General features: G+C 64.0%; 18 protein-coding genes. 14 read left to right on the top strand and 4 right to left on the bottom strand.

What is annotated here, in order from left to right; translation table 11 throughout:
- The first annotated feature begins 48 nt into the window (after positions 1-48).
- The gene (locus HZF05_RS03000; RefSeq protein ID WP_160365118.1) at positions 49-1,974 is read left to right on the top strand and encodes a site-specific integrase; all 1,926 of its coding nucleotides are present in this window, start codon (positions 49-51) and stop codon (positions 1,972-1,974) included.
- Positions 1,975-2,310: 336 nt separating this feature from the next.
- Positions 2,311-4,887 carry a MobA/MobL family protein gene (locus HZF05_RS02995; RefSeq protein WP_160365117.1) on the top strand — a complete coding sequence of 859 codons (2,577 nt, stop codon included), beginning with the start codon at positions 2,311-2,313 and terminating at the stop codon, positions 4,885-4,887.
- A gap of 54 nt (positions 4,888-4,941) precedes the next feature.
- Here HZF05_RS02995 and HZF05_RS02990 read toward each other — a convergent pair whose 3' ends face one another.
- Together HZF05_RS02990 and HZF05_RS02985 are read right to left on the bottom strand one after the other, a co-directional pair.
- Entirely contained in the window at positions 4,942-6,303 is a 1,362-nt protein-coding gene (locus tag HZF05_RS02990) for a sigma-54-dependent transcriptional regulator (RefSeq protein WP_160365116.1), read from the bottom strand.
- Complete coding sequence (locus HZF05_RS02985) at positions 6,300-8,060, bottom strand: sensor histidine kinase (RefSeq protein WP_160365115.1); 1,761 nt, start codon at positions 8,058-8,060, stop codon at positions 6,300-6,302. Before HZF05_RS02985 ends, HZF05_RS02990 begins: the two co-directional genes overlap by 4 nt.
- A gap of 161 nt (positions 8,061-8,221) precedes the next feature.
- Between HZF05_RS02985 and HZF05_RS02980 the strand changes: the two genes are divergently transcribed.
- The 6 genes from HZF05_RS02980 to HZF05_RS02955 are packed head-to-tail and all read left to right on the top strand — an operon-like array spanning position 8,222 to position 12,102.
- Positions 8,222-8,548: a hypothetical protein gene (locus HZF05_RS02980; RefSeq protein ID WP_160365114.1), complete on the top strand. Its 327-nt coding sequence runs from the start codon at positions 8,222-8,224 to the stop codon at positions 8,546-8,548.
- Positions 8,549-8,559: 11 nt separating this feature from the next.
- The gene (locus HZF05_RS02975) at positions 8,560-9,858 is read left to right on the top strand and encodes an SDR family oxidoreductase (RefSeq protein WP_160365113.1); all 1,299 of its coding nucleotides are present in this window, start codon (positions 8,560-8,562) and stop codon (positions 9,856-9,858) included.
- Complete coding sequence (locus HZF05_RS02970; RefSeq protein ID WP_160365112.1) at positions 9,851-10,321, top strand: DUF2269 family protein; 471 nt, start codon at positions 9,851-9,853, stop codon at positions 10,319-10,321. Before HZF05_RS02975 ends, HZF05_RS02970 begins: the two co-directional genes overlap by 8 nt.
- Complete coding sequence (locus HZF05_RS02965; protein ID WP_160365111.1) at positions 10,321-10,860, top strand: DUF4166 domain-containing protein; 540 nt, start codon at positions 10,321-10,323, stop codon at positions 10,858-10,860. Before HZF05_RS02970 ends, HZF05_RS02965 begins: the two co-directional genes overlap by 1 nt.
- Positions 10,857-11,672, top strand: a complete 816-nt coding sequence (locus HZF05_RS02960; protein ID WP_160365110.1) for a hypothetical protein — start codon at positions 10,857-10,859, stop codon at positions 11,670-11,672. Before HZF05_RS02965 ends, HZF05_RS02960 begins: the two co-directional genes overlap by 4 nt.
- A gap of 34 nt (positions 11,673-11,706) precedes the next feature.
- Entirely contained in the window at positions 11,707-12,102 is a 396-nt protein-coding gene (locus HZF05_RS02955) for a thiol-disulfide oxidoreductase DCC family protein (RefSeq protein ID WP_160365109.1), read from the top strand.
- A 66-nt stretch (positions 12,103-12,168) separates the two neighbouring features.
- Here the strand turns inward: HZF05_RS02955 and HZF05_RS22365 are convergent, their stop codons facing one another.
- The gene (locus tag HZF05_RS22365) at positions 12,169-12,870 is read right to left on the bottom strand and encodes an SLATT domain-containing protein (RefSeq protein ID WP_160365108.1); all 702 of its coding nucleotides are present in this window, start codon (positions 12,868-12,870) and stop codon (positions 12,169-12,171) included.
- A gap of 237 nt (positions 12,871-13,107) precedes the next feature.
- A complete protein-coding gene (locus HZF05_RS02945) occupies positions 13,108-13,767 on the bottom strand; it encodes a hypothetical protein (protein WP_181638777.1) in 660 nt (219 codons plus the stop codon).
- A 257-nt stretch (positions 13,768-14,024) separates the two neighbouring features.
- Between HZF05_RS02945 and HZF05_RS02940 the strand changes: the two genes are divergently transcribed.
- The 6 genes from HZF05_RS02940 (at position 14,025) to HZF05_RS02915 (ending at position 17,286) form a co-directional block, all read left to right on the top strand.
- On the top strand, positions 14,025-14,558 hold the full coding sequence (locus HZF05_RS02940) for an MBL fold metallo-hydrolase (RefSeq protein WP_160365106.1): 534 nt from the start codon (positions 14,025-14,027) through the stop codon (positions 14,556-14,558).
- Between the two features lie 31 nt (positions 14,559-14,589).
- Positions 14,590-14,808 (top strand): hypothetical protein, encoded by a 219-nt coding sequence (locus HZF05_RS02935; RefSeq protein WP_160365105.1) that lies wholly within the window; start codon positions 14,590-14,592, stop codon positions 14,806-14,808.
- Complete coding sequence (locus HZF05_RS02930) at positions 14,805-15,506, top strand: hypothetical protein (RefSeq protein ID WP_160365104.1); 702 nt, start codon at positions 14,805-14,807, stop codon at positions 15,504-15,506. Before HZF05_RS02935 ends, HZF05_RS02930 begins: the two co-directional genes overlap by 4 nt.
- Entirely contained in the window at positions 15,506-16,183 is a 678-nt protein-coding gene (locus tag HZF05_RS02925; RefSeq protein WP_160365103.1) for a hypothetical protein, read from the top strand. The genes HZF05_RS02930 and HZF05_RS02925 overlap by 1 nt, the downstream gene beginning before the upstream one ends.
- 81 nt (positions 16,184-16,264) lie before the next feature.
- On the top strand, positions 16,265-16,801 hold the full coding sequence (locus HZF05_RS02920) for a hypothetical protein (RefSeq protein WP_160365102.1): 537 nt from the start codon (positions 16,265-16,267) through the stop codon (positions 16,799-16,801).
- A gap of 185 nt (positions 16,802-16,986) precedes the next feature.
- The gene (locus HZF05_RS02915) at positions 16,987-17,286 is read left to right on the top strand and encodes a hypothetical protein (RefSeq protein WP_160365101.1); all 300 of its coding nucleotides are present in this window, start codon (positions 16,987-16,989) and stop codon (positions 17,284-17,286) included.
- Positions 17,287-17,386 lie beyond the last annotated feature (100 nt).

Raw genomic sequence — 17,386 nt, 5'->3', positions numbered from 1 at the left:
ACTTACTACTGGCGCAGGAAGATCACGGTCGCACGGACAGTCGTGCCCATGTCCTTCCCGCTGGCGACTGGAAGCTACAGCCGGGCTCGCAGCATCGCCGATCGCTTGGGTGCGGCTGCCGAGACGTTACGCATGAGCTACGGTGAACGGACCGGTATGTCGCCGGACAAGCTCAAACAGGTCTTCAGCGACGCGATGCGGTGGCAGCTGGGCCGTATCCTTGAGGATCAAGTGGGCAGCGCCGCGCCATCATCCGATCACGCGACCACCAACTCCCTCCATGCCGTAGCCTGGGAATTCCTGGCGAGTAACGGCCCCGACGCGCGCTGGACACCCGATGACCATGAACGACTCGTCGAGCTGGGATGGTCACCCGACAAGGCGATGTCCGTCGCGCAATTCCTCTTCGACAACCAGAACGGCAGCCATGTGTCGCGCAAGCAGATCGACACCTACCTGCAGGCGTTCGGGATCGCCGATACGCATGACAACGTGGCACGCATCAAGCGCACCGTCTTCGAGGCGCGGGCTGCCGCCTGTCGCGAGGCGACAAAACGCCTCCCGCTCGACAACAGGGAAGAAATCGCTCGATGGGTCGAAGAGGCCACGATCGACAATACGCCCTTCGCCTTCGAACAAATCGAGCCACAGCGTGCGAGCACGAAGTCAGAGCCGATGGTCGAGGCTGCATCGGCACCCATGCCAACACCGACTGCGCCGCCCGAGCACGAGCTACCACAACAGGCCGTGCCGGCTGCGACCAAGAAGCTGCTTCTCGATGCCTGCGAGGAATGCGTTGTCGCCTACGAACAGGCAGGCGCCTGGTCGGCCGAATCGATCAAGCAGACCAGGACGGCGCTCATGCTCTTCGATTATGCATGCGGTGAAAAAGCCTTCATCGAAGACCTCGTGCAGGATCACGTGACGAGCTTCGTCACGCTTTGCCGGAAACTACCCAATCGCTGGGGACGCACGACGGAGGAGCAAGCGGGCGGCATCGCCGCCAGCCTGAGGCGGGCAGAAACCATGCCTGTCGGCGATGTCGGGATTTCGCAGCAGACGATCAACAAGCACCTCACTTGGATCAGCGCCGTGCTCAAGCACGCTGCCGGGGAGGAAGGAGCTACGAACGGACATCGACCAGCGAGGCAACTCTTGTTCGATCGGGCTCGCGCGGGCCTTGGGAAGAAGGCCGCACGCGAGCGCAAGCGAGATCGCGACAAACGAGCCAACTGGAACAAGCAGGAGGTCGCGCACCTTCTCTCCGCCCCGATCTGGTCGGGGGCAGCGGGCATCGACGAACGCCTGTCAGCTGGAAACTTCCTCGTCCACGATGCCTGGTATTGGATGACGCTGATGCTACCGCTCTATGGCGGTCGCAGCGCGGAACTGGCCGGGCTGCCCCTGTCTGATGTGCATGAAGAACATGACATACCGTATTTCCTGATCGACTATACCGAGGATCGGGCGCTCAAAAACGTCCAATCGATCAGGAAACTGCCGTTCCATCCGGAACTCGTGCGGCTCGGCTTCCTCGATTACGTCGCACAGCTTCGCGCGGCGGGTTGCACGATGCTGTTCCCCGAATTGGATTCGCCGAAGGCGGGGAGCTTCGCCAGCACGTTCTACAAAACGGTCTTCAGGAAATGGAGAGACTGGGCCTTTCCGCAGGGCACTTCGTGGCGACATCGCGTCGGTGGCGCCTGGAAGGACAAGGACACGCACAGCTTCCGTGGCTTCGCCACCTCGATGCTGAAAGGAAAGGTGACCGACAGCGTCCGCTGCGACCTGTTCGGGCATGAAGGCGAAACCGAAACCGAGCGCACCTATGACGAGGAAGCCGATCTGTCGGTCAAGCTCGACGCGCTGCGGCTACTTTCCCCGGTGACCGAGCACATCCTTCCCACGTTCCCCGTTACCATCCGCCCGCCCGAACGGCTGCGGCATGGAACTCCCCGTGGCCGACGCAGGTGAAACCCACCTCCACCGATCGATCTCATCCCGAATGCTCGCTCTCGCCAAACGGCCATTCATAGATTGCCTGTCCCGCGACCGGCCACAAATCCAGAGCCTGCCAAGCGGCGGCGGTCCCGTCTCGCCCGAGAGACGTACACACCGACCACATCAATAGGATACTGAGAGTCCGGAAGGCGGCCTCTCAGGCGCAACAGCGCTAATGTGCAAGCCCATTAGCCGGTGCGGCCCTTCTCCCCTCTTCGGGGAACGCGGGCGGTCCTTCGGCTGACGCCTGCGGAAGCGATATTTTTCCCCCTCCTTGCCTGCTCATGGTTCGTGCCGGACAATCGTCGCATGGCCGAGAGCGAAACCCACCGGCAGCCGGAATACGCGCACCAGTGGCGCGCCCTGCTCGCTCGGGTGGCGCAGGAGGATCGCGACTTCCTCGGCCGAGTCGTCCGCATCAGGGCCCTCGAACACCAAGGCAGCGCGCCTCCGCAGGCAGGTCGTCGGGGTCGTCGTGGAAGCGGTGGTCCTCGGCAGATCGGTTACGACCGATCGCTGCTACCTCGAGGCTTCGACCTATCGCGCCCCAGTCCGCTGTCGGCAAGGCCCAGACAGACCGGCGACGTGCGCTTGCCGCACTTCGACATGGTGCGGGTAACCCGCGCCGTCGTCCCGCGATCACGGGACGGCGCCACCCACCCCCGCTATCCGGATCGCCGTCGTGCCGGCGCGCATTCGGTTTATGCCATGGACGGTGCCGCAGTTTCGATGGCGGCGCACGTCGACTATCTCGTCCGCTCAGACGCATTGGGCACGTGCGACCTCATCGACGCTGAGGCCGAGCGGCAGGAGGAGAACGCAACCGCCATCTACACGAACATCGAGGGCGGCCGCGACCGCATCCGCTCGCTGTTCGAGGCTGCCGAAGATCATGAGCGCGTGCCGCGCGAGAATTGGCTAATCACCTCGTCGAGAGATGCGGACGAATGGGCGACGCTCGCAGCACAGCCCGATGCGCTCGCCTGGGTCGTCGAAGCGAACCTCCGCCTCCAGACCGAGATCGCGCGCGTCGCGGACGAAGCGAAAAGGAGGGGAAAGGCCGAGGTCCGCCCCTTCGATGTCCGCGTCGCGACAGTCGATTGCGAACAGGCGTTCGATCGGCTTGCCGAGTGGGATGCCAAGGGCCTGCCGCCCAATCAGCTTCGGTTCGAGCTGGGCCGAACGGGCCGCGTCCAGACCCGATTCGTTGCCGAGTTGCCTGCGGATATTACGCCACACCAGCGACGCCAGGTTCTTGAACGCTTCTGCAAGCATTACGAAGAGCTTGGCTGCATGGTCCTTGGCGCGATCCACCGTCCCGATCCGCACAACCAGAACCGCAACTGGCATATGCATGCCGACGTCTATGACCGCCCCGCCAGATGGCTGGAAGAGCATGGATGCTGGGACTTCGCCTATGCCACCAAGGACCGTTGGGGTCGAACGCACTTCCCGTTGCGGCAGAACAAGGTCGCGTTGTTGACCCGCAGCGCAGATGGCCAGCACCATCGCGGCTATGGCAAGGCGCTGATGAAGGCCGAACGTGCTCGGCTCGTCGCCATCCTCAATGAAGTAAGCGCTCCGGAATCTCCGCGCTACGTAGTCGGCACCTATAAGGAAAATGGCATCGCGCTGACACCGACGAAAAAACTCGGCACCCGAGCGTCTGCGCTCGAGGAGAAGGGCATCGTCACCGCAGCTGGCATCGCCAATGCCCATACTGTCTTCTACGACCTGTTCAGGGCAGTCGAGAAGCGGCGGCGCGACGACGACAGGGCGCTCGATCGTCGGTTAAAGAAGCTCGCCCTCGAATCCTTATCGGATCGACCGCTCGACCTCGACGCCATCAGGGTTGCAATCGACGGCCTAAAGATCCTTCACCGCCGCCGCCAGGAACTGGAGGAGTTCGAAATCGGCGTCCTCATGGCTCGGTCTCGCGCAGATACCGTGCTGCGTTCGCTGGATGCGAAAGGGTATCAGGCCCGGATTACGAAGAGGGCTTCGGCTGAGCGCATCGCCATGCGCCAAGCCGCCGAAGATCGCCTCGCCGACATCGCAAGAGCGATCCCCTCGCCCGTTGAGCGCAAGCGCCGCACTGTGGCGCTCGAACGAGCGATCCGCGTTTGTGAGACCGAGATCGAACGGCTGATCGATCGCCCTTCAGTGCGTGCCGCTCATCGCTATCGCATGAGCGACCCCACCCGCTCGGCAGGAATGTCGCATTCAGCGGTCGATGCGAGCAAATGGACACCTGTGCGCGAAGCGCGCCTACGCGCCTGGCTCGACTTACACGGCGCCGACCCCAACATGTTCGTCTTTGGGCACGACGGTATTGTGCTCGGCAACGCCGTGCCACGAGCCGTGCGAACGCTGTTTCAGGATCTGATTCATCGACCTCTTGTTCAGGAACGTCTAGCCGAATGTCACCGGGCCCAGACCCGCCCGACGGGCGCGGTCGATCGATCGGTCGCCAACATAATCACGCCCCCACCCTCCCATGGCGCACAATCGTTCGATCGCAAGATAGAGGAAACATTCAGGCCGAATCCCAAGCGTTCCGGCACGAACGCCGAAGCAGCAGCGCGCAAAGGATTGGCCTCGCATCCCGACTTGGCCGAAGTGGACGCCCAACCCAACCTTACCGGCACGCAGGCGGCTGACGCCAGCGGCGAAGCCAGCCCGACCACTCGAAAAGAAAATCTACGGGATCGCAGCGTGTCGAATGACGCAACCATGCCATCGCCGCCTCGCAAAGCGGATCGTCACCGTGGACCCGGAATCCGTGGGCAAGCGCAAAACCTGCCACCAACTGCCGACAGGCAGATGCCGAAGGGATCCAAGGCAACATCGGAGCCCAGCCACCGTCCGACAGGACGAGGGCGGTAGCCATAGCTACCCTTCGGAACACCGTTGCACACGGCGACGATCGCATACCTACGCCTACCTTAGGCCCATTCGGTCTAGCTTCTTAAGCAGACCCACGCGCGACAGACCCAATTCGCGCGCGGCATGAGTGTGATTGTGGCCGGTTCTCGCAAGAGCCTGTTCGATCCTCAAGCGTTCAAGTGCGGACAATTCCTGTTCGAGGGTCATCAGGCCCGGTGCGTCCTTATCCGCCATCGCCGGGATCTCGCTCGGGTCCCCGATCGCGAAGGCGAGATCCGGCTGGTCAACGACCAAGCCGGTTGCGCCTCGCGTGGCGAGCGCCGCAGCGGATTCCACGACCGAGCGCAGTTCGCGGACATTGCCCGGCCAATCCCTGGCGACAAGCCAGCGAAGCCCTTCGGGCGAGAAGCGCGCGTTCGCATCGGCCGCCCGGCGCAGGAATAGGGCGGCGAGTGGGGCGACATCGCTCGGCCGCTCGTCGAGTGACGGCGTCCGCAGGACGATACCCTTAAGGCGATAATAGAGGTCCTCGCGGAAACTGCCGTCAGCCACTTTCGCCGCAAGATCGCGATGGGTCGCGGCAACGATGCGAACATCGGCTTGCTTCGGCGCGCGGGCACCGATTGGCTGGTAGCTACCGTCGTTCAGGAAGCGCAGCAGCTTCACCTGCATCGCGGCCGGCATCTCTCCGATCTCGTCAAGGAACAAGGTTCCGCCCGATGCGACCTCGACCAAGCCAGGCCGATCCACGCCAGCGCCGGTGAAGCTGCCCTTCAGATGGCCGAACAGCTCGCTTTCCAGAAGATCGGCCGGGATCGCGCCGCAATGCACTGGCACCATGGCCTTGCCGGCGCGCGGCGACAAATCGTGTAGAGCGCGGGCGACAAGCTCCTTGCCGGTGCCGCTCGGCCCCAGCACCAGCACCGTCAGGCGGGTGGGCGCAACCTTGCGGATCAGGTCTCGCAGCGCCGCCATTGGGACTGAGGCGCCAGCTAGCCCCATGTCCTCCGACGCACCGCCCTGTGCCCGTGCCGCGGCCAGTTCGCGAGCCAGCCGCGCCCGCTCCATCGCGCGCGCCACCACGACCCGCAGTAGGTCCGGATCGACCGGCTTGGCGAGGAAATCCCAGGCGCCCGCTTCGATCGCCTTGAGGGCGAGGGCGTGGTCGGCATGACCCGTCATTACCACGACCGGCGCCGGGGCAAATGCAGGGATCAGCGCAAGCCCGGCCTCGGGATCGTGATGCGGCGGCATGGCGAGATCAAGCAGCACACAGTCCGCCGGTGCTTCGGCGAAGGCTGCGCGCGCGGCATTGCCGTCGCCGACGAGGCGCACTTCATGGCCCAACCCGCGCAGCCACGCACCCGTCAGCCGCTGGAAGGCCGGCTCATCGTCGGCCAGCAGGATGCCGCTCATGACGCGTCTCCAAAGGTGAGGCGGAAACAGGTGGGCCAGCCTTCACGTCTCGCCAGAGCGACCGATCCGCCGTGCGCCTCCATGATCCGCTGGACGATAGCGAGACCGAGGCCGGTGCCGCCAGGCCGGCGCGACACGAAGGGGCGGAACAGGCTGTCGGCGATCTCGGCCGGCACGCCGGGACCGTCGTCGCAGATGTCGAGCGTCGGGCGCGCGCCCGGCGTGCCGATGACGGCGACACGCGAGCCCATGGCGCGAGCATTTTCGATCAGGTTGGCCAGCACGCGCGCGATTGCGCGGCGATCGGCAATGATGATCATGTCCTCCGGCACTTCCACTTCGACCCCCGCTTGCGCGGCAAGTTCGACCGGGCGCATGGGCTCCGGTTTCACCGCCCAGGCGCGCGAATAATCGAGGATGTCGGTGACGAGATGGTCCATCCGCGCGACCTGTTCGCCGATCTCGGCGCGGACCTCGGGCGGCGCGCCGGTTGCGGCCATCTTCACGATGCCGAGCGGGTTGCGTAGATCATGCGCTACTGTGGCGGCGAGTTGGCCGAGCTCGGCGAGGCGGGCCTGTTGCTGGCGTTCGCGCTCGGCTTCGACCAGCCGGGCGGCGGCGGCGAGGCGGCGCGCGGCCTCCACTACCAGCGCCGCGAAGCGATCGGCGAGGTGGCGCGTCGCTGGCGGGGCATCTTCCCAACCGACCAGCAGGGCGGTGTCGCCCGAGACGGCGATCGACGGCCGCTCGTCACCGTCGGGTATAGCGAGGCGGCTTGCGAGGAGGTCGTTGGCGATCTTCTCCAGCATCGGCAGGTCGGTGGCCTCGGCGAGCCTGTCTCGCCAGGTGGCAACGTCCTCGTCGCTTATCCGGCTGCCCGGGAAGACGGCGCGATCGGCAAGTCGCTTGAGCGGCGCCAGCACAAGAATGCCGATCGCCAGCGCCGCAGCCATCGCAATCCAAGTGCCGAGCAATCCGGCGGGGCGCCCAGCCAGTGCCAGCGGCAATGCAGCGATTGCTGCGCTCGCGCCTCCGGCCAGCGCCACTAGCATAAGCCATACCAGCCCGCGCCGCGCCCAGAGGTTCACCGCCATGAAGCGATGCCTCAGAATGCCATAGACTAAGGCCACCGAATAGAAGGGCAACAGCAGGACCGGCCAAGGATAGGCATCGATACCGATCGCCGGGAAGGCGAAGCCGGTCAGCGCGACGAGGCCGATGAAGCTGGAGACGAACACCGCACCCGCCTGCCGCTGGTGCTGGCCCTGCTGCTCGCGCCATGTCTGGGCAAGGCGCAGGTGACCGACCACCGAAAGCAGGCCCGCGGTCCCCAGCACGCCCCAGCCGACCGCCGATGGCACGAAGAAGCCGGGAAAGCCGTGCCACGGCACCACCGCGCCGACGCCGAAGATCAGCCCGGTCAGCGTCGCGAAGGCCGCCACCGCATAGCTCGCCGCTGCCACCTGCCGCAGCGTGCCGCACAGCGCGAAGGCGAAGACGAGATGGACGAACGCCGCCGCCGGCAGCGGCGAGAGCGCGATCAGGGTAGCGCTAAACGATGTCGCCGCCGGCCCGATAAGCGCGGGGACGGCCTGCGACACGCTCCACGCCGCGACGCCGACGAGGAATACGGCCAGCAGCGTGCCGCCCGGCAGGCCCCGTGCCCGCGTCGCTACGAACAGGCCGAGCAGCAGGCTCGCAAGCGCCGTGATCCCGAGCGCGCCGATATAGGCTTCCACGCCGATCGCTATATCCATCGTTGACATTATCTCCGGCGTTCCTGTTCACGACGTTAACAGCAAGCCCTTGCGAAATCCTAGCGAAAGCCCGCGTTTTCCAGGTTTCCCGCAATTGGCATGCCATTCGCAATGCTCCCGGCAGACCGCCACGACCCGGCGGCCACCGAAGGAGATTTGCCATGCTGACCCCGATAGCAGCCCTGCTGCTAACCTATGCGCTGACCGCGTTGCTCGCGACGCTGGCGGCAGTTTCGCTCTGGCGGCCCTTGTCCCTGCTGCTCGGCGAGATCTGCGGAACCGAGCAGCGCTCTCGCTTCTGGACGGTCTGGTCGACGGTCATGATGGTCGTCGCGCCGATGCTGATCGTGTCGATGGGCAACATCGCCACCGATCCGACCTGGCTGGTCAAGAGCACCGTCGCGGGCGCGCTCACCGGCATCCTATTCGCGTTGATCGGCATGGGTTTCGCGGTGTGGAGCCGCAGCCCCCGCCGCGCCGACGCTTGAGGTGGCAGGTGATGCACGTCCTCATCGTGGGCGCGAGCGGGTTCGTCGGCCGGCACCTCGCCGGCCGGCTGGCGACAGACGGAACCCGCGTCACCGTTGCCGGGCGCGATACCGGCAAGCTCGCTCGGCTCCTCCCGGGCCTTGCTGCGATCGGCTGCGACTTGGCGCGGGACACTATGGCGGACTGGCTCCCTCGGCTGACGGGCGTGGACGTCGTGGTCAATTGCGCCGGGCTGATCCGCGACGCCGGCGGGCGCTATGCGCTGGTCCACGATGCCGGCGCGCGCATCCTGTTCGACGCCTGCCTCGCCGCGGGCGTGACGCGCGTCGTTCAGGTTTCGGCGCTAGGTGCCGATGATCAGGCGACGACGCGCTACCATCTCTCCAAGCGCGCCGCCGACGATCATCTCGCCGCACTCGATCCAACGGGAGAGCGGATGGACTGGGTGGTGCTGCGCCCCTCGCTGATCGTCGGCCGGGGCGGCCAGAGCACCGCGCTGTTCACCTGCCTCGCCGCCGCGCCTCTTCCGATTCGGCTCGGCCCGGGCAACTGGCTGCTCCAGCCGATCCATGTCGACGATCTGGTAAAGGCGATCGTGCGGTTGCTGCATTGTGCCGGCCCGATCGCCGCGCGGATCGACGCGGCCGGGCCGGAGGCGATGACGACCGATGAGATCACGCTCGGTTTCCGCCGCTGGTTGGGGCTCGCACCGGCTCGGTTCCTGATCGTTCCCCGGGGGCTAGTCGCCGCTTCGGCGTGGATCGGTCAGCGCCTCGGCCTCGGCGCCGCGACGCCGGAGAGCCTCGCGATGCTCGAAGCCGGCAACACGGGAGACCCCGTGCCGTTCGAGGCGGCGTGCGGTTTCCGCGCTGCCCCGCTGGACGCGGCGCTGGCCCGCACCCCGGCCACGCCGATGGATTTGGCCGAAGCCCGGATCGCGCCACTTAGGTCGGTGCTGAGGATCGCGCTTGCTTTGATCTGGCTGGCGGGCGGGATCGTCCCACTTACCCTGACCCCGCGCGCCGCCAGCATGGCGCTGCTCGCCCGCACCGGAATCACCGGCGGTTTTGCCCCGATTGCGTTGTTTGGGGCATCCGCGATCGACTTCGCGATTGGCATGGCGCTGCTGTTCGGCTTCCGGGTGCGCTCCGTCTCCGCGGCCTCGATCGGGATGATGGCAGCCTACAGCGCGATCCTCGCCGCCTGCTTCCCTGCGCTCTGGGCCGATCCATTCGGCCCGCTCGTCAAGAATATCGCCGTGCTGGGCCTCGCCCTCGCGGTGCGCGCTCTGGAGACCGATCGTGGCTGACTATCTGCTGCTCAAGACCGTGCATGTGCTGAGCTCTACCCTGCTGTTCGGCACCGGACTCGGCACCGCCTTCCACGGATGGATGGCCAATCGATCGGGCGATCTCGCCGCGCGTCGGGTGGTCAACCGCAACGTCGTCCTAGCGGACTGGCTTTTCACCACACCCGCCGTGATCGTCCAGCCGGTGACGGGCGTGTGGCTCGCGCGGATCGCCGGCATCCCGTTCGAAACGAGCTGGCTACTCGCCGCAATCCTGCTCTACTTCTTCGTCGGCGCCTGCTGGCTGCCAGTGGTCTGGATCCAAATCCGGATGCGCCGGATGGTGGAGGCCGCGCAGAACGAGGCAGCGCTGCCAGCCGCCTACTTCCGCCTATCGCGAATCTGGTTCTGGCTCGGCTGGCCGGCCTTCATTGGCGTGATCGTCATTTATTGGCTGATGATCACCAAGCCGGAGCTGTGGTGATGGCGCCGCTGTTCCGCCGCCTGCTCGAATCGGAGATGGACGCGTTGCCGCCCGTCGTTCGCGCCGTGCACGACACCGACAGCGACGTGCTGCTCGCCGGCACGGCGGATATCGTGGGGAGCCGCAATCCGCTCGCCCGCCTGCTTTGCCGATCGATGGGTTTGCCGGCGCCGGGGACGGATGTGCCCGCGACGGTGCATTTCGTCCGGCAGGGCGCGCGGGAGACATGGCGACGCAGCTTCGGCCGCCGCCGCTATGCCAGCCGGCTATATGCGAGGGACGGTCTGCTGATCGAGCGTATGGGGCTCGTCACCAACATCTTCAGCATCGTCGCTACGCAGGACGCGCTGCACCTCGACCTCGTCGGCTTTCGCATCCTCGGCCTGCCCATGCCGCGCGCGCTCCGGCCGCAATGCGCAGCGCAGGAGAGCGAGGCCGATGGCGCCTTCACCTTCGACATTCCGATCAGCCTGCCCTGGCTCGGCCCGGTCCTGCGTTATTCCGGCCGACTGGTGCCCGTCGAAAGGCCTCTCTCATGAGTTACGACCGCACCGATCTCGTCGCAGCGCTACGGGCGGAGGCGACCCGCCTGGCCGGTCGTCCGAGCGACCTCGTCCAGCGCGCTAGCGTCTATCATCATCTCTTCCAGCATTCGGGCGGCAACCACGCCTTCCCGCTGCTGGCTGCACATGGCGCTCTGTGGGCGAGCGGATATTTCCGTTCTGGCATTCGCCTCGGCATCTGGCTGGCGCGAGCGGAAGGGTTGGTCCGAGATGGAATGGACGATCGCATCGCGATGCTGCACCGGCTCGCCGAGGCCTTTCGCGAGATCAACCGGCAGGTCTGCGTGGAAACATCGGTCATCTATCATTTGACCGGGCGAAATACCTTTGCCCAGAAGGCGGAGCAGATAGTGCCCCCCGCCTTGCTCGATGCGATGGCGCGTTGTCACCACGCGCGCCGCGCCGGGCGCAGTCTGGACGATCGCGACCGAAAGCGATTGTTCCATGCCTTCTTCTTGTGGGAGCAGGCGCAGATCGTCGGCCCGGCCGTGGATCGGGCCTTCGCGGCCTTCGGCTGGCGCATCGTCAAGGCCGCGGCGCTGCGGCCGCGGATCGACTTCGCCTATTTTGGACTTTCCGGGCCGCTACGCTTCCGCGATTTCTCCGACACTAACGAGCGTATCGACAAGGGGCTGGCGGCGTTCGACCGGGGAGCCTCCACCGGCTGGGGCGAGGTCGCCCGCTCGCTGGGCGATTATGGTATCATGCCCGCCGGCATCCTCGCCGATCCGGCGCGCCACGTTCGCTCGATCGCGCGCGGGGCCAGCGCCGTGGCGATGATGGCGTAACGCGATGTCAGCCTTTCAGAGCGAAGGAAGTGGCATGGAACATCCCGTCATCCTGTTCGACGCCCAGTGCGTGCTGTGCTCGGCCAATGCGCAGTTCGTGCTGCGTCACGACAAGGCGCGGCGGTTCCGATTGGCCGCGATGCAGGGCGAGGTGGGCGCGGCACTGTTTCGCCGGCACGGGATCGATCCGGACAATCCGGACACGATCATAGTAGTCGAGGGCGTAACCGCGCTACGAGACAGCGATGCGGTGCTCGCCATCTATACCGGTCTCGGCTGGCCTTGGCGGATTGCCGGCGCACTGCGCCTGATCCCGCGCTGGCTCCGCGACCCGCCCTATCGTTGGATTGCGCGCAATCGCTACCGACTGTTTGGCCGGCGCGATATCTGCTGGATGCCGACGGCCGATTTCGCCGATCGCCTACTCTAAGGGGTCTATCAATCCGCGCGTTAGAAATGGCCGATAGCGCAACTTTTATCGGTCGAAGGGGAGTTTCTATTGGGTTCCGCTCCACGGGCTTCCCTTGATGACGAAGAGACACACTGTGATCGAGACGCCACCGAGAGCAAGCAGATAAGGTCCGGCCCACTTGTGCGTCAGCGTTAGCGCCCAGGTCAATCTTCCAACTCTCCGAACTGCGTCGCGGGAGCGATCCAATCGAGACGGAGATACATCGTTCTTCTCCGTTTGATTCACGCTTTGAAATAGTCGCGGCTCTCGAGCTCTCAGTAACAGATAGTCAACATGATCATGATTGATGGGGCAGTCATCAAGCGCTTTGAGATACTGGCGGCGCAGATCGTCGACCCGCGATATCAAGTTAGATTCAGCGCCTAGGTCGATCTGTCGTGCCTCAAGATAGACTTTCTCAACCACGCGTGCGCATTCCCGAAGAAGTTCGGCCTGATGGATGAAATTCTGCGCCCCATCAATAATACTAGTAAAAATAATAAATACGGATAGGACAATAGAGCATGAGAGGAGGATTTGATTCTGATATCCATGAAGAGAAAGTATGTTTGGCAAAAGTGATAATGCTATCACAAATAAAGACAGGCAAGAAATGCCGTAGGTTGACCCCTGTTGGCGAGTGGTGAGACGGAGAGCCGCCTGAAATCTAATGTCCGAGGTTATCTTAGTTCGCCGTATCAAGTCATGCAATGACGAGTCAACCGGTCCGTTATGACTATTTTCCATCGACACCCCCATTTATGAAAGATACTATCTTCGATTATCTAAGAGAGATAGCGGTGTTGTGAGTGTCTAATGACACGCGCACATCAAGCTAAATCTCAATCCGTTATTCTGCTTTCCGCTAGGCCTTGACGCTCCGCACCATAAGACGGCCTCGGCAGTTCCATGAACTATATTAGCAGGTTCTGGATGAGCCGGTAGTCGGACAGCTCGGAAGCAGGATCACAGGTCGATATATATCTATGACTTAGCAGCAGCTTTTATGGCTTTAACCGTTGCCCTCTGCTCTTTCACCGTTCTTCTCCGATCCTTCTTTGCGATAGAGATTGCCGCTTTTTCGCGTAAATTATCGATTTCTTTTTCGAATTTATCGACGGCACCATCCAATAACTCATGACAATACATCCATCTTTCTTTTGGCTTCCTCTTCGCCATAATTTTATACTCTATTGTGAAATCAGGAAATCTTTTGTGAATATATTCTAAAGAATACCGAGCATTCTTCGTATAGTAATTGAATGTCCATTCGCGTGAACTTTTGTCTTGAGAATATGCAATTGCGTTGTCTTCAACTATACGCTCTAAAAAACTGACGCCGTGCGCGAAAACTTGCTCGCGTTTCCCAGTCTTATCCGCGAGGAAGGCGGCCCTCCAAAGGGAGAAAGCGACCGAAATTAGTTCCTGCGCCGCAGCCGATCGATCCTGCGTGCGCCAGAATACAGGGTTGTCCTGCAATAAGCGCAAAAGTCTAAGGCAGCATTGTAGGTTTTTGAACCGCGCTTGGATTGCCCATTCCAAATGCCGGTGTTTTTCCGCATTATTTTTCGGTTCCATCTTCCACCCTTCGGTAAACGTGATTTTGGCGCTGCTCCGTCGCGACTGGGCGGTTCCATACACCATGCGTCAGGCAGTAGGACTGCAAAAGCCGTCCGCCCGAGCGAGTCTGAGTTGTCAACAAGCCGAAGTTTAAGGTCGTTCTCACGAATGGCAGCCAAGACAGGCAGTTTGTGGACCAGCATCTAACAATCTACGAGGCGACGGTAGGAGCATTGTAAAAGGGTGAATGCGCGGCCGGTGAAGCCGGCAGCGAGATGAAAGTCACGCACGGCCTGACCCGGGCAATCGCCCGGCGATCCTCATGGCCGAAGGCTCCCTCCATGCCCGAATACGCAATCGAGCTCGTCTCGCCGACGTCGCTCGTCCTGCTCCGACCGCTGCTCGCGGCGCTCGGCGCGACCGACACCGCCCTCCTCAAACCGACTTGGTCGCTGCCCGCTCCTTGCTTCGCCATGCCCGGCATTCGGACGCTAGTCTGCGCGACGCCGATCAATACGCTGCCCGTGTTCAGGGCCGCCATGATCTCGGTCGCGACGATCGAGAAGATGGATGTCGTCATCATCCGACATGGTTTCGCCCCGGAACTGCTCGACGAGGTGACAATCGACGTCGTGGCTGGGCGCACGCGCTCGGTGCGGATGCTCTGGTCGCTGTGCGGCTACCGCCATGGGGACGGCAGCCTCTGGCTGGTGCCGCCTGCGGATGGCGCAGGGCCGTCCGTGTTGCTAGACGCCTGCGGGCTGACGATCACGCCAGAATCGCCTTACCTTGATGAGGACGATCGCAGCGACGGCGTCACGCGTGCCGCCCGTGAAACGATCCGGGCGATGCGCCGCCTGCGGGGCGGACGATGACCGTGCCGCACGCTCCACTCGGCGAGCCGCCATGCGGCTGCTCGCGAGGAACGGCCTCTCCTTCGACATGTTGGAGCAGATCGTTGGCCTCTCGCCGGAGACCGTCGCTGGCTTGGAAGCCGGGCAGGCCGCGTCGCTGGATGCCTTACCGCTCGACGATGCCAAGCGGGAGCGGCTCGCCCTATTCTGCGCAACCCTCCTCCGGTTCGAGATTCGGCTCGGGCACGAGCCCGCGCCGTCCGCGAGATGATCGAGACGCCTCAGGTCGCGCTTAATGGCCGGAAGCCGGGCACGGTCATGGTCGACGGGCTTGATGGCGCATCGTCCACCGCCTCGCACGTGGGATGGTGCTGCCGGAAACACGCTGATGCCGCGTCGGCCACAACCGCTGACGGCCGCAGAACAGAAGGAACAGAGGGGAAGGGCGGAAACGGGGTCGGCTTCGCCGGGACGATGAAAATCGAAGGGGAGCCTGACTCCAGCAAGGACCAACCACTTATGACCACCAACACCAGGATCAATTCCGATACCGCGCGCGTCGTGCTCGCGCGCATGATCACGGCCGCCAACGGCGGCACTATGCCCGACGGATTCGACATCGCCGTCACGGACATTGGCGAAGCGCCGCCGTCATCCGGTGACTATGCCGATATCGAACGGCGCAGCACGCTCTTCATCGAAATCGAGGCGGACGGCCGCCTGACGGTCGACGTCGGCATCGCCACCTCGTGGATGATGCTGCCGCACCCCGGCTTCCGCTTCGCGCGCACGCCCGGCGGTGAGCTCGTGCTGTTCGGCCGCTATCGTGGCAAGCCCATGTGGTTCTGGATCGAGGATGGCATGCTGTGGTGCGACCTCGGCTCGCCCCTGCTCTCCGCGTATCAGGAGAATGAGGCGCTCGCGGCCTTCGATGCCGAGTTCGCCATGCTCGTGGCGGAGGCGCTGTGATGGCCAAGCGCAAGACCGTGCCGGCAGCCACTGCCGCATTGCCCGCGCTCCCGGATAGGGCCGTGCTGCTGAACGCGACGCTGAAGCCCGATCCGACCAATCCGCACAGCCAGCTCCCGCTGATCGGCGATCCGCCCGGCGCCGTCGGCCTCCGTGTGATGTGGGGCGTGTTGCGCTCCCGCTATCGCGAATACGACAACAGCGCCTCGGCCTTCGTCGCCGCCAAGCTGCGGCCGTCCTGGAGCCCCGACCTCCAGGCCGTCACGGCAGCCTGGGCCGAGACGCTGGCACCCGTCGGTGTGGACGACAGCTTCGCCGATGCGGTGCTGCTCGCCGCGCGCATCGATCGCGAGATCGCGCGGGACGCGGCGGGTGCCACGCCGCTGCTGGGCTATGCGACGATCACCGATCCGGATGCCAGCCGCCTCCATGTCTTCCGCGAGGAATTGCGCGGCGTCGCGCGCGAACTGGTCGAGGCGCATGGCGGCGCGGTGGTCGCGGTCGTCCATGCGCCGGCACGGGCCGGGAGTGGCAATCCTCTGCACGGCCATCTCTGCCTCAGCACGCTTGCGATCGACGGGCGGCTCGGCTTCTCGACGCGGATCACACCCTTCTGCAGCGATCGTGGCCGCGAGGTGATCCGCACGGCGTGGCAGCGGCGCAGGCGCCTCGTCTGATCGAAACAGGCTCAAGGGCGGGACGGTGCGGCTGTCCCGCTCATCGCTGCGGCAGAGCCGGACACAGGAAGGAGGATGGTGGTGAAGGGCTCGGTCGAGGACCGGGAGCCGGAGGAAAAGGCCTTTGGCGGTCTGAACGGAGACGACGAGATGGACTTCGACATCAACCCCACCCAGGCGAGCATGCGCGCATTGATCATATTGTTGGAAGGCCGCAAAGAGGCGATGACCAACCCCGCTATCTACCATAGCTTCATCGGCTTCGATCCAGCGCCGGTGCAGGCATGCTGTCAGGCGACCGCCGCACTCGGCCGCGACGCGGTGGTAGCGGTGTTCGATCCTGCTGATGTCGAGAGCGGCCCCAAGCGGATCGGAATCTCGATGGACCTCGGTCACCTGATCCGGCTCCAGTTCGGGCAACTCTGGATGGCCAAGGGCGACGAGCGCGCTGTGATCGTGCCGCGGGGCGTCGGCCGACGCCACGGTCACTATGCCTGCGAAAGCGGGCGCTTCGTCCGGCGTGCCGGCTGGCCCAGCGACAACCTCGCCCGCGGCACCGAGCGCGCCGAGGCGAGGCTCGCCGAACTCACCATCGAGTTTGCGTTGTCGGATGCGTGATCTCGTGCGCGGCAACCTTGTATTGTGATGTCGATTTCACCATCAACAGTCCGTCACGTAACGACCTTGCGTCGTTACGTGACGCCCCAATAGAGCGAGGCAGCGATATGGTCAGTTCGGGAGCTGAGCGGCAAGCGCGCTTCCGCGAAAAGGCCAGTAAGGCACGCGCCGATATGGAGCGGCGATTGGCCATCGCCGACCGTTCGGCAATGCAGAGCGAGCCGATCCTGCTGCTCGAAGGTATTCTCGATGGACTTCTCGAGATCGCATGGCGGGCGAACCAGCGCCTAAATGCGTCAGATGATTGTGCCGATAGGACCGCCTTCCGCTCAAAATTGTTGGCAGCGCGCAACCTTCCGGATGTCATCGAGGCGTTCCGGCCGCATATCGAGCCTGACAAGCAGGCTGATTTCGATCGAGCAGTCGTATGTATTCGGCTGGTCTATAATACCTCCAGAGCCTGCACTTCCTTCGAGAGCGAGTAGCTCCATGTGGGTGGCGCCGTCAGCAGGGATCCTCGACCAAGAGAAGGGCCTATGACCAGAGCTGCATGATCGCGTCGATCGTGCTGGCCTTCCATCGCCC

The sequence above is a fragment of the Sphingomonas chungangi genome (assembly GCF_013778325.1).
In the GTDB taxonomy this organism is placed as follows: Bacteria; Pseudomonadota; Alphaproteobacteria; order Sphingomonadales; family Sphingomonadaceae; genus Solisphingomonas; species Solisphingomonas chungangi.
The sequence above is the reverse complement of the archived record's forward strand: the minus strand, read 5'-3'. Positions and strand labels throughout refer to the sequence as shown.

Bases quoted from the DNA above. Each gene is read 5' to 3' on its own strand.
- HZF05_RS22365 (WP_160365108.1), bottom strand. From the start codon at position 12,870: ATGGAAAATAGTCATAACGGACCGGTTGACTCGTCATTGCATGACTTG.
- HZF05_RS02975 (WP_160365113.1), top strand. From the start codon at position 8,560: ATGCACGTCCTCATCGTGGGCGCGAGCGGGTTCGTCGGCCGGCACCTC.
- HZF05_RS02945 (WP_181638777.1), bottom strand. From the start codon at position 13,767: ATGGTGTATGGAACCGCCCAGTCGCGACGGAGCAGCGCCAAAATCACG.
- HZF05_RS02995 (WP_160365117.1), top strand. From the start codon at position 2,311: ATGGCCGAGAGCGAAACCCACCGGCAGCCGGAATACGCGCACCAGTGG.
- HZF05_RS02980 (WP_160365114.1), top strand. From the start codon at position 8,222: ATGCTGACCCCGATAGCAGCCCTGCTGCTAACCTATGCGCTGACCGCG.
- HZF05_RS02960 (WP_160365110.1), top strand. From the start codon at position 10,857: ATGAGTTACGACCGCACCGATCTCGTCGCAGCGCTACGGGCGGAGGCG.
- HZF05_RS02955 (WP_160365109.1), top strand. From the start codon at position 11,707: ATGGAACATCCCGTCATCCTGTTCGACGCCCAGTGCGTGCTGTGCTCG.
- HZF05_RS02990 (WP_160365116.1), bottom strand. From the start codon at position 6,303: ATGAGCGGCATCCTGCTGGCCGACGATGAGCCGGCCTTCCAGCGGCTG.
- HZF05_RS03000 (WP_160365118.1), top strand. From the start codon at position 49: ATGTCCTTCCCGCTGGCGACTGGAAGCTACAGCCGGGCTCGCAGCATC.
- HZF05_RS02930 (WP_160365104.1), top strand. From the start codon at position 14,805: ATGATCGAGACGCCTCAGGTCGCGCTTAATGGCCGGAAGCCGGGCACG.
- HZF05_RS02940 (WP_160365106.1), top strand. From the start codon at position 14,025: ATGCCCGAATACGCAATCGAGCTCGTCTCGCCGACGTCGCTCGTCCTG.
- HZF05_RS02985 (WP_160365115.1), bottom strand. From the start codon at position 8,060: ATGGATATAGCGATCGGCGTGGAAGCCTATATCGGCGCGCTCGGGATC.
- HZF05_RS02935 (WP_160365105.1), top strand. From the start codon at position 14,590: ATGCGGCTGCTCGCGAGGAACGGCCTCTCCTTCGACATGTTGGAGCAG.
- HZF05_RS02925 (WP_160365103.1), top strand. From the start codon at position 15,506: ATGGCCAAGCGCAAGACCGTGCCGGCAGCCACTGCCGCATTGCCCGCG.
- HZF05_RS02965 (WP_160365111.1), top strand. From the start codon at position 10,321: ATGGCGCCGCTGTTCCGCCGCCTGCTCGAATCGGAGATGGACGCGTTG.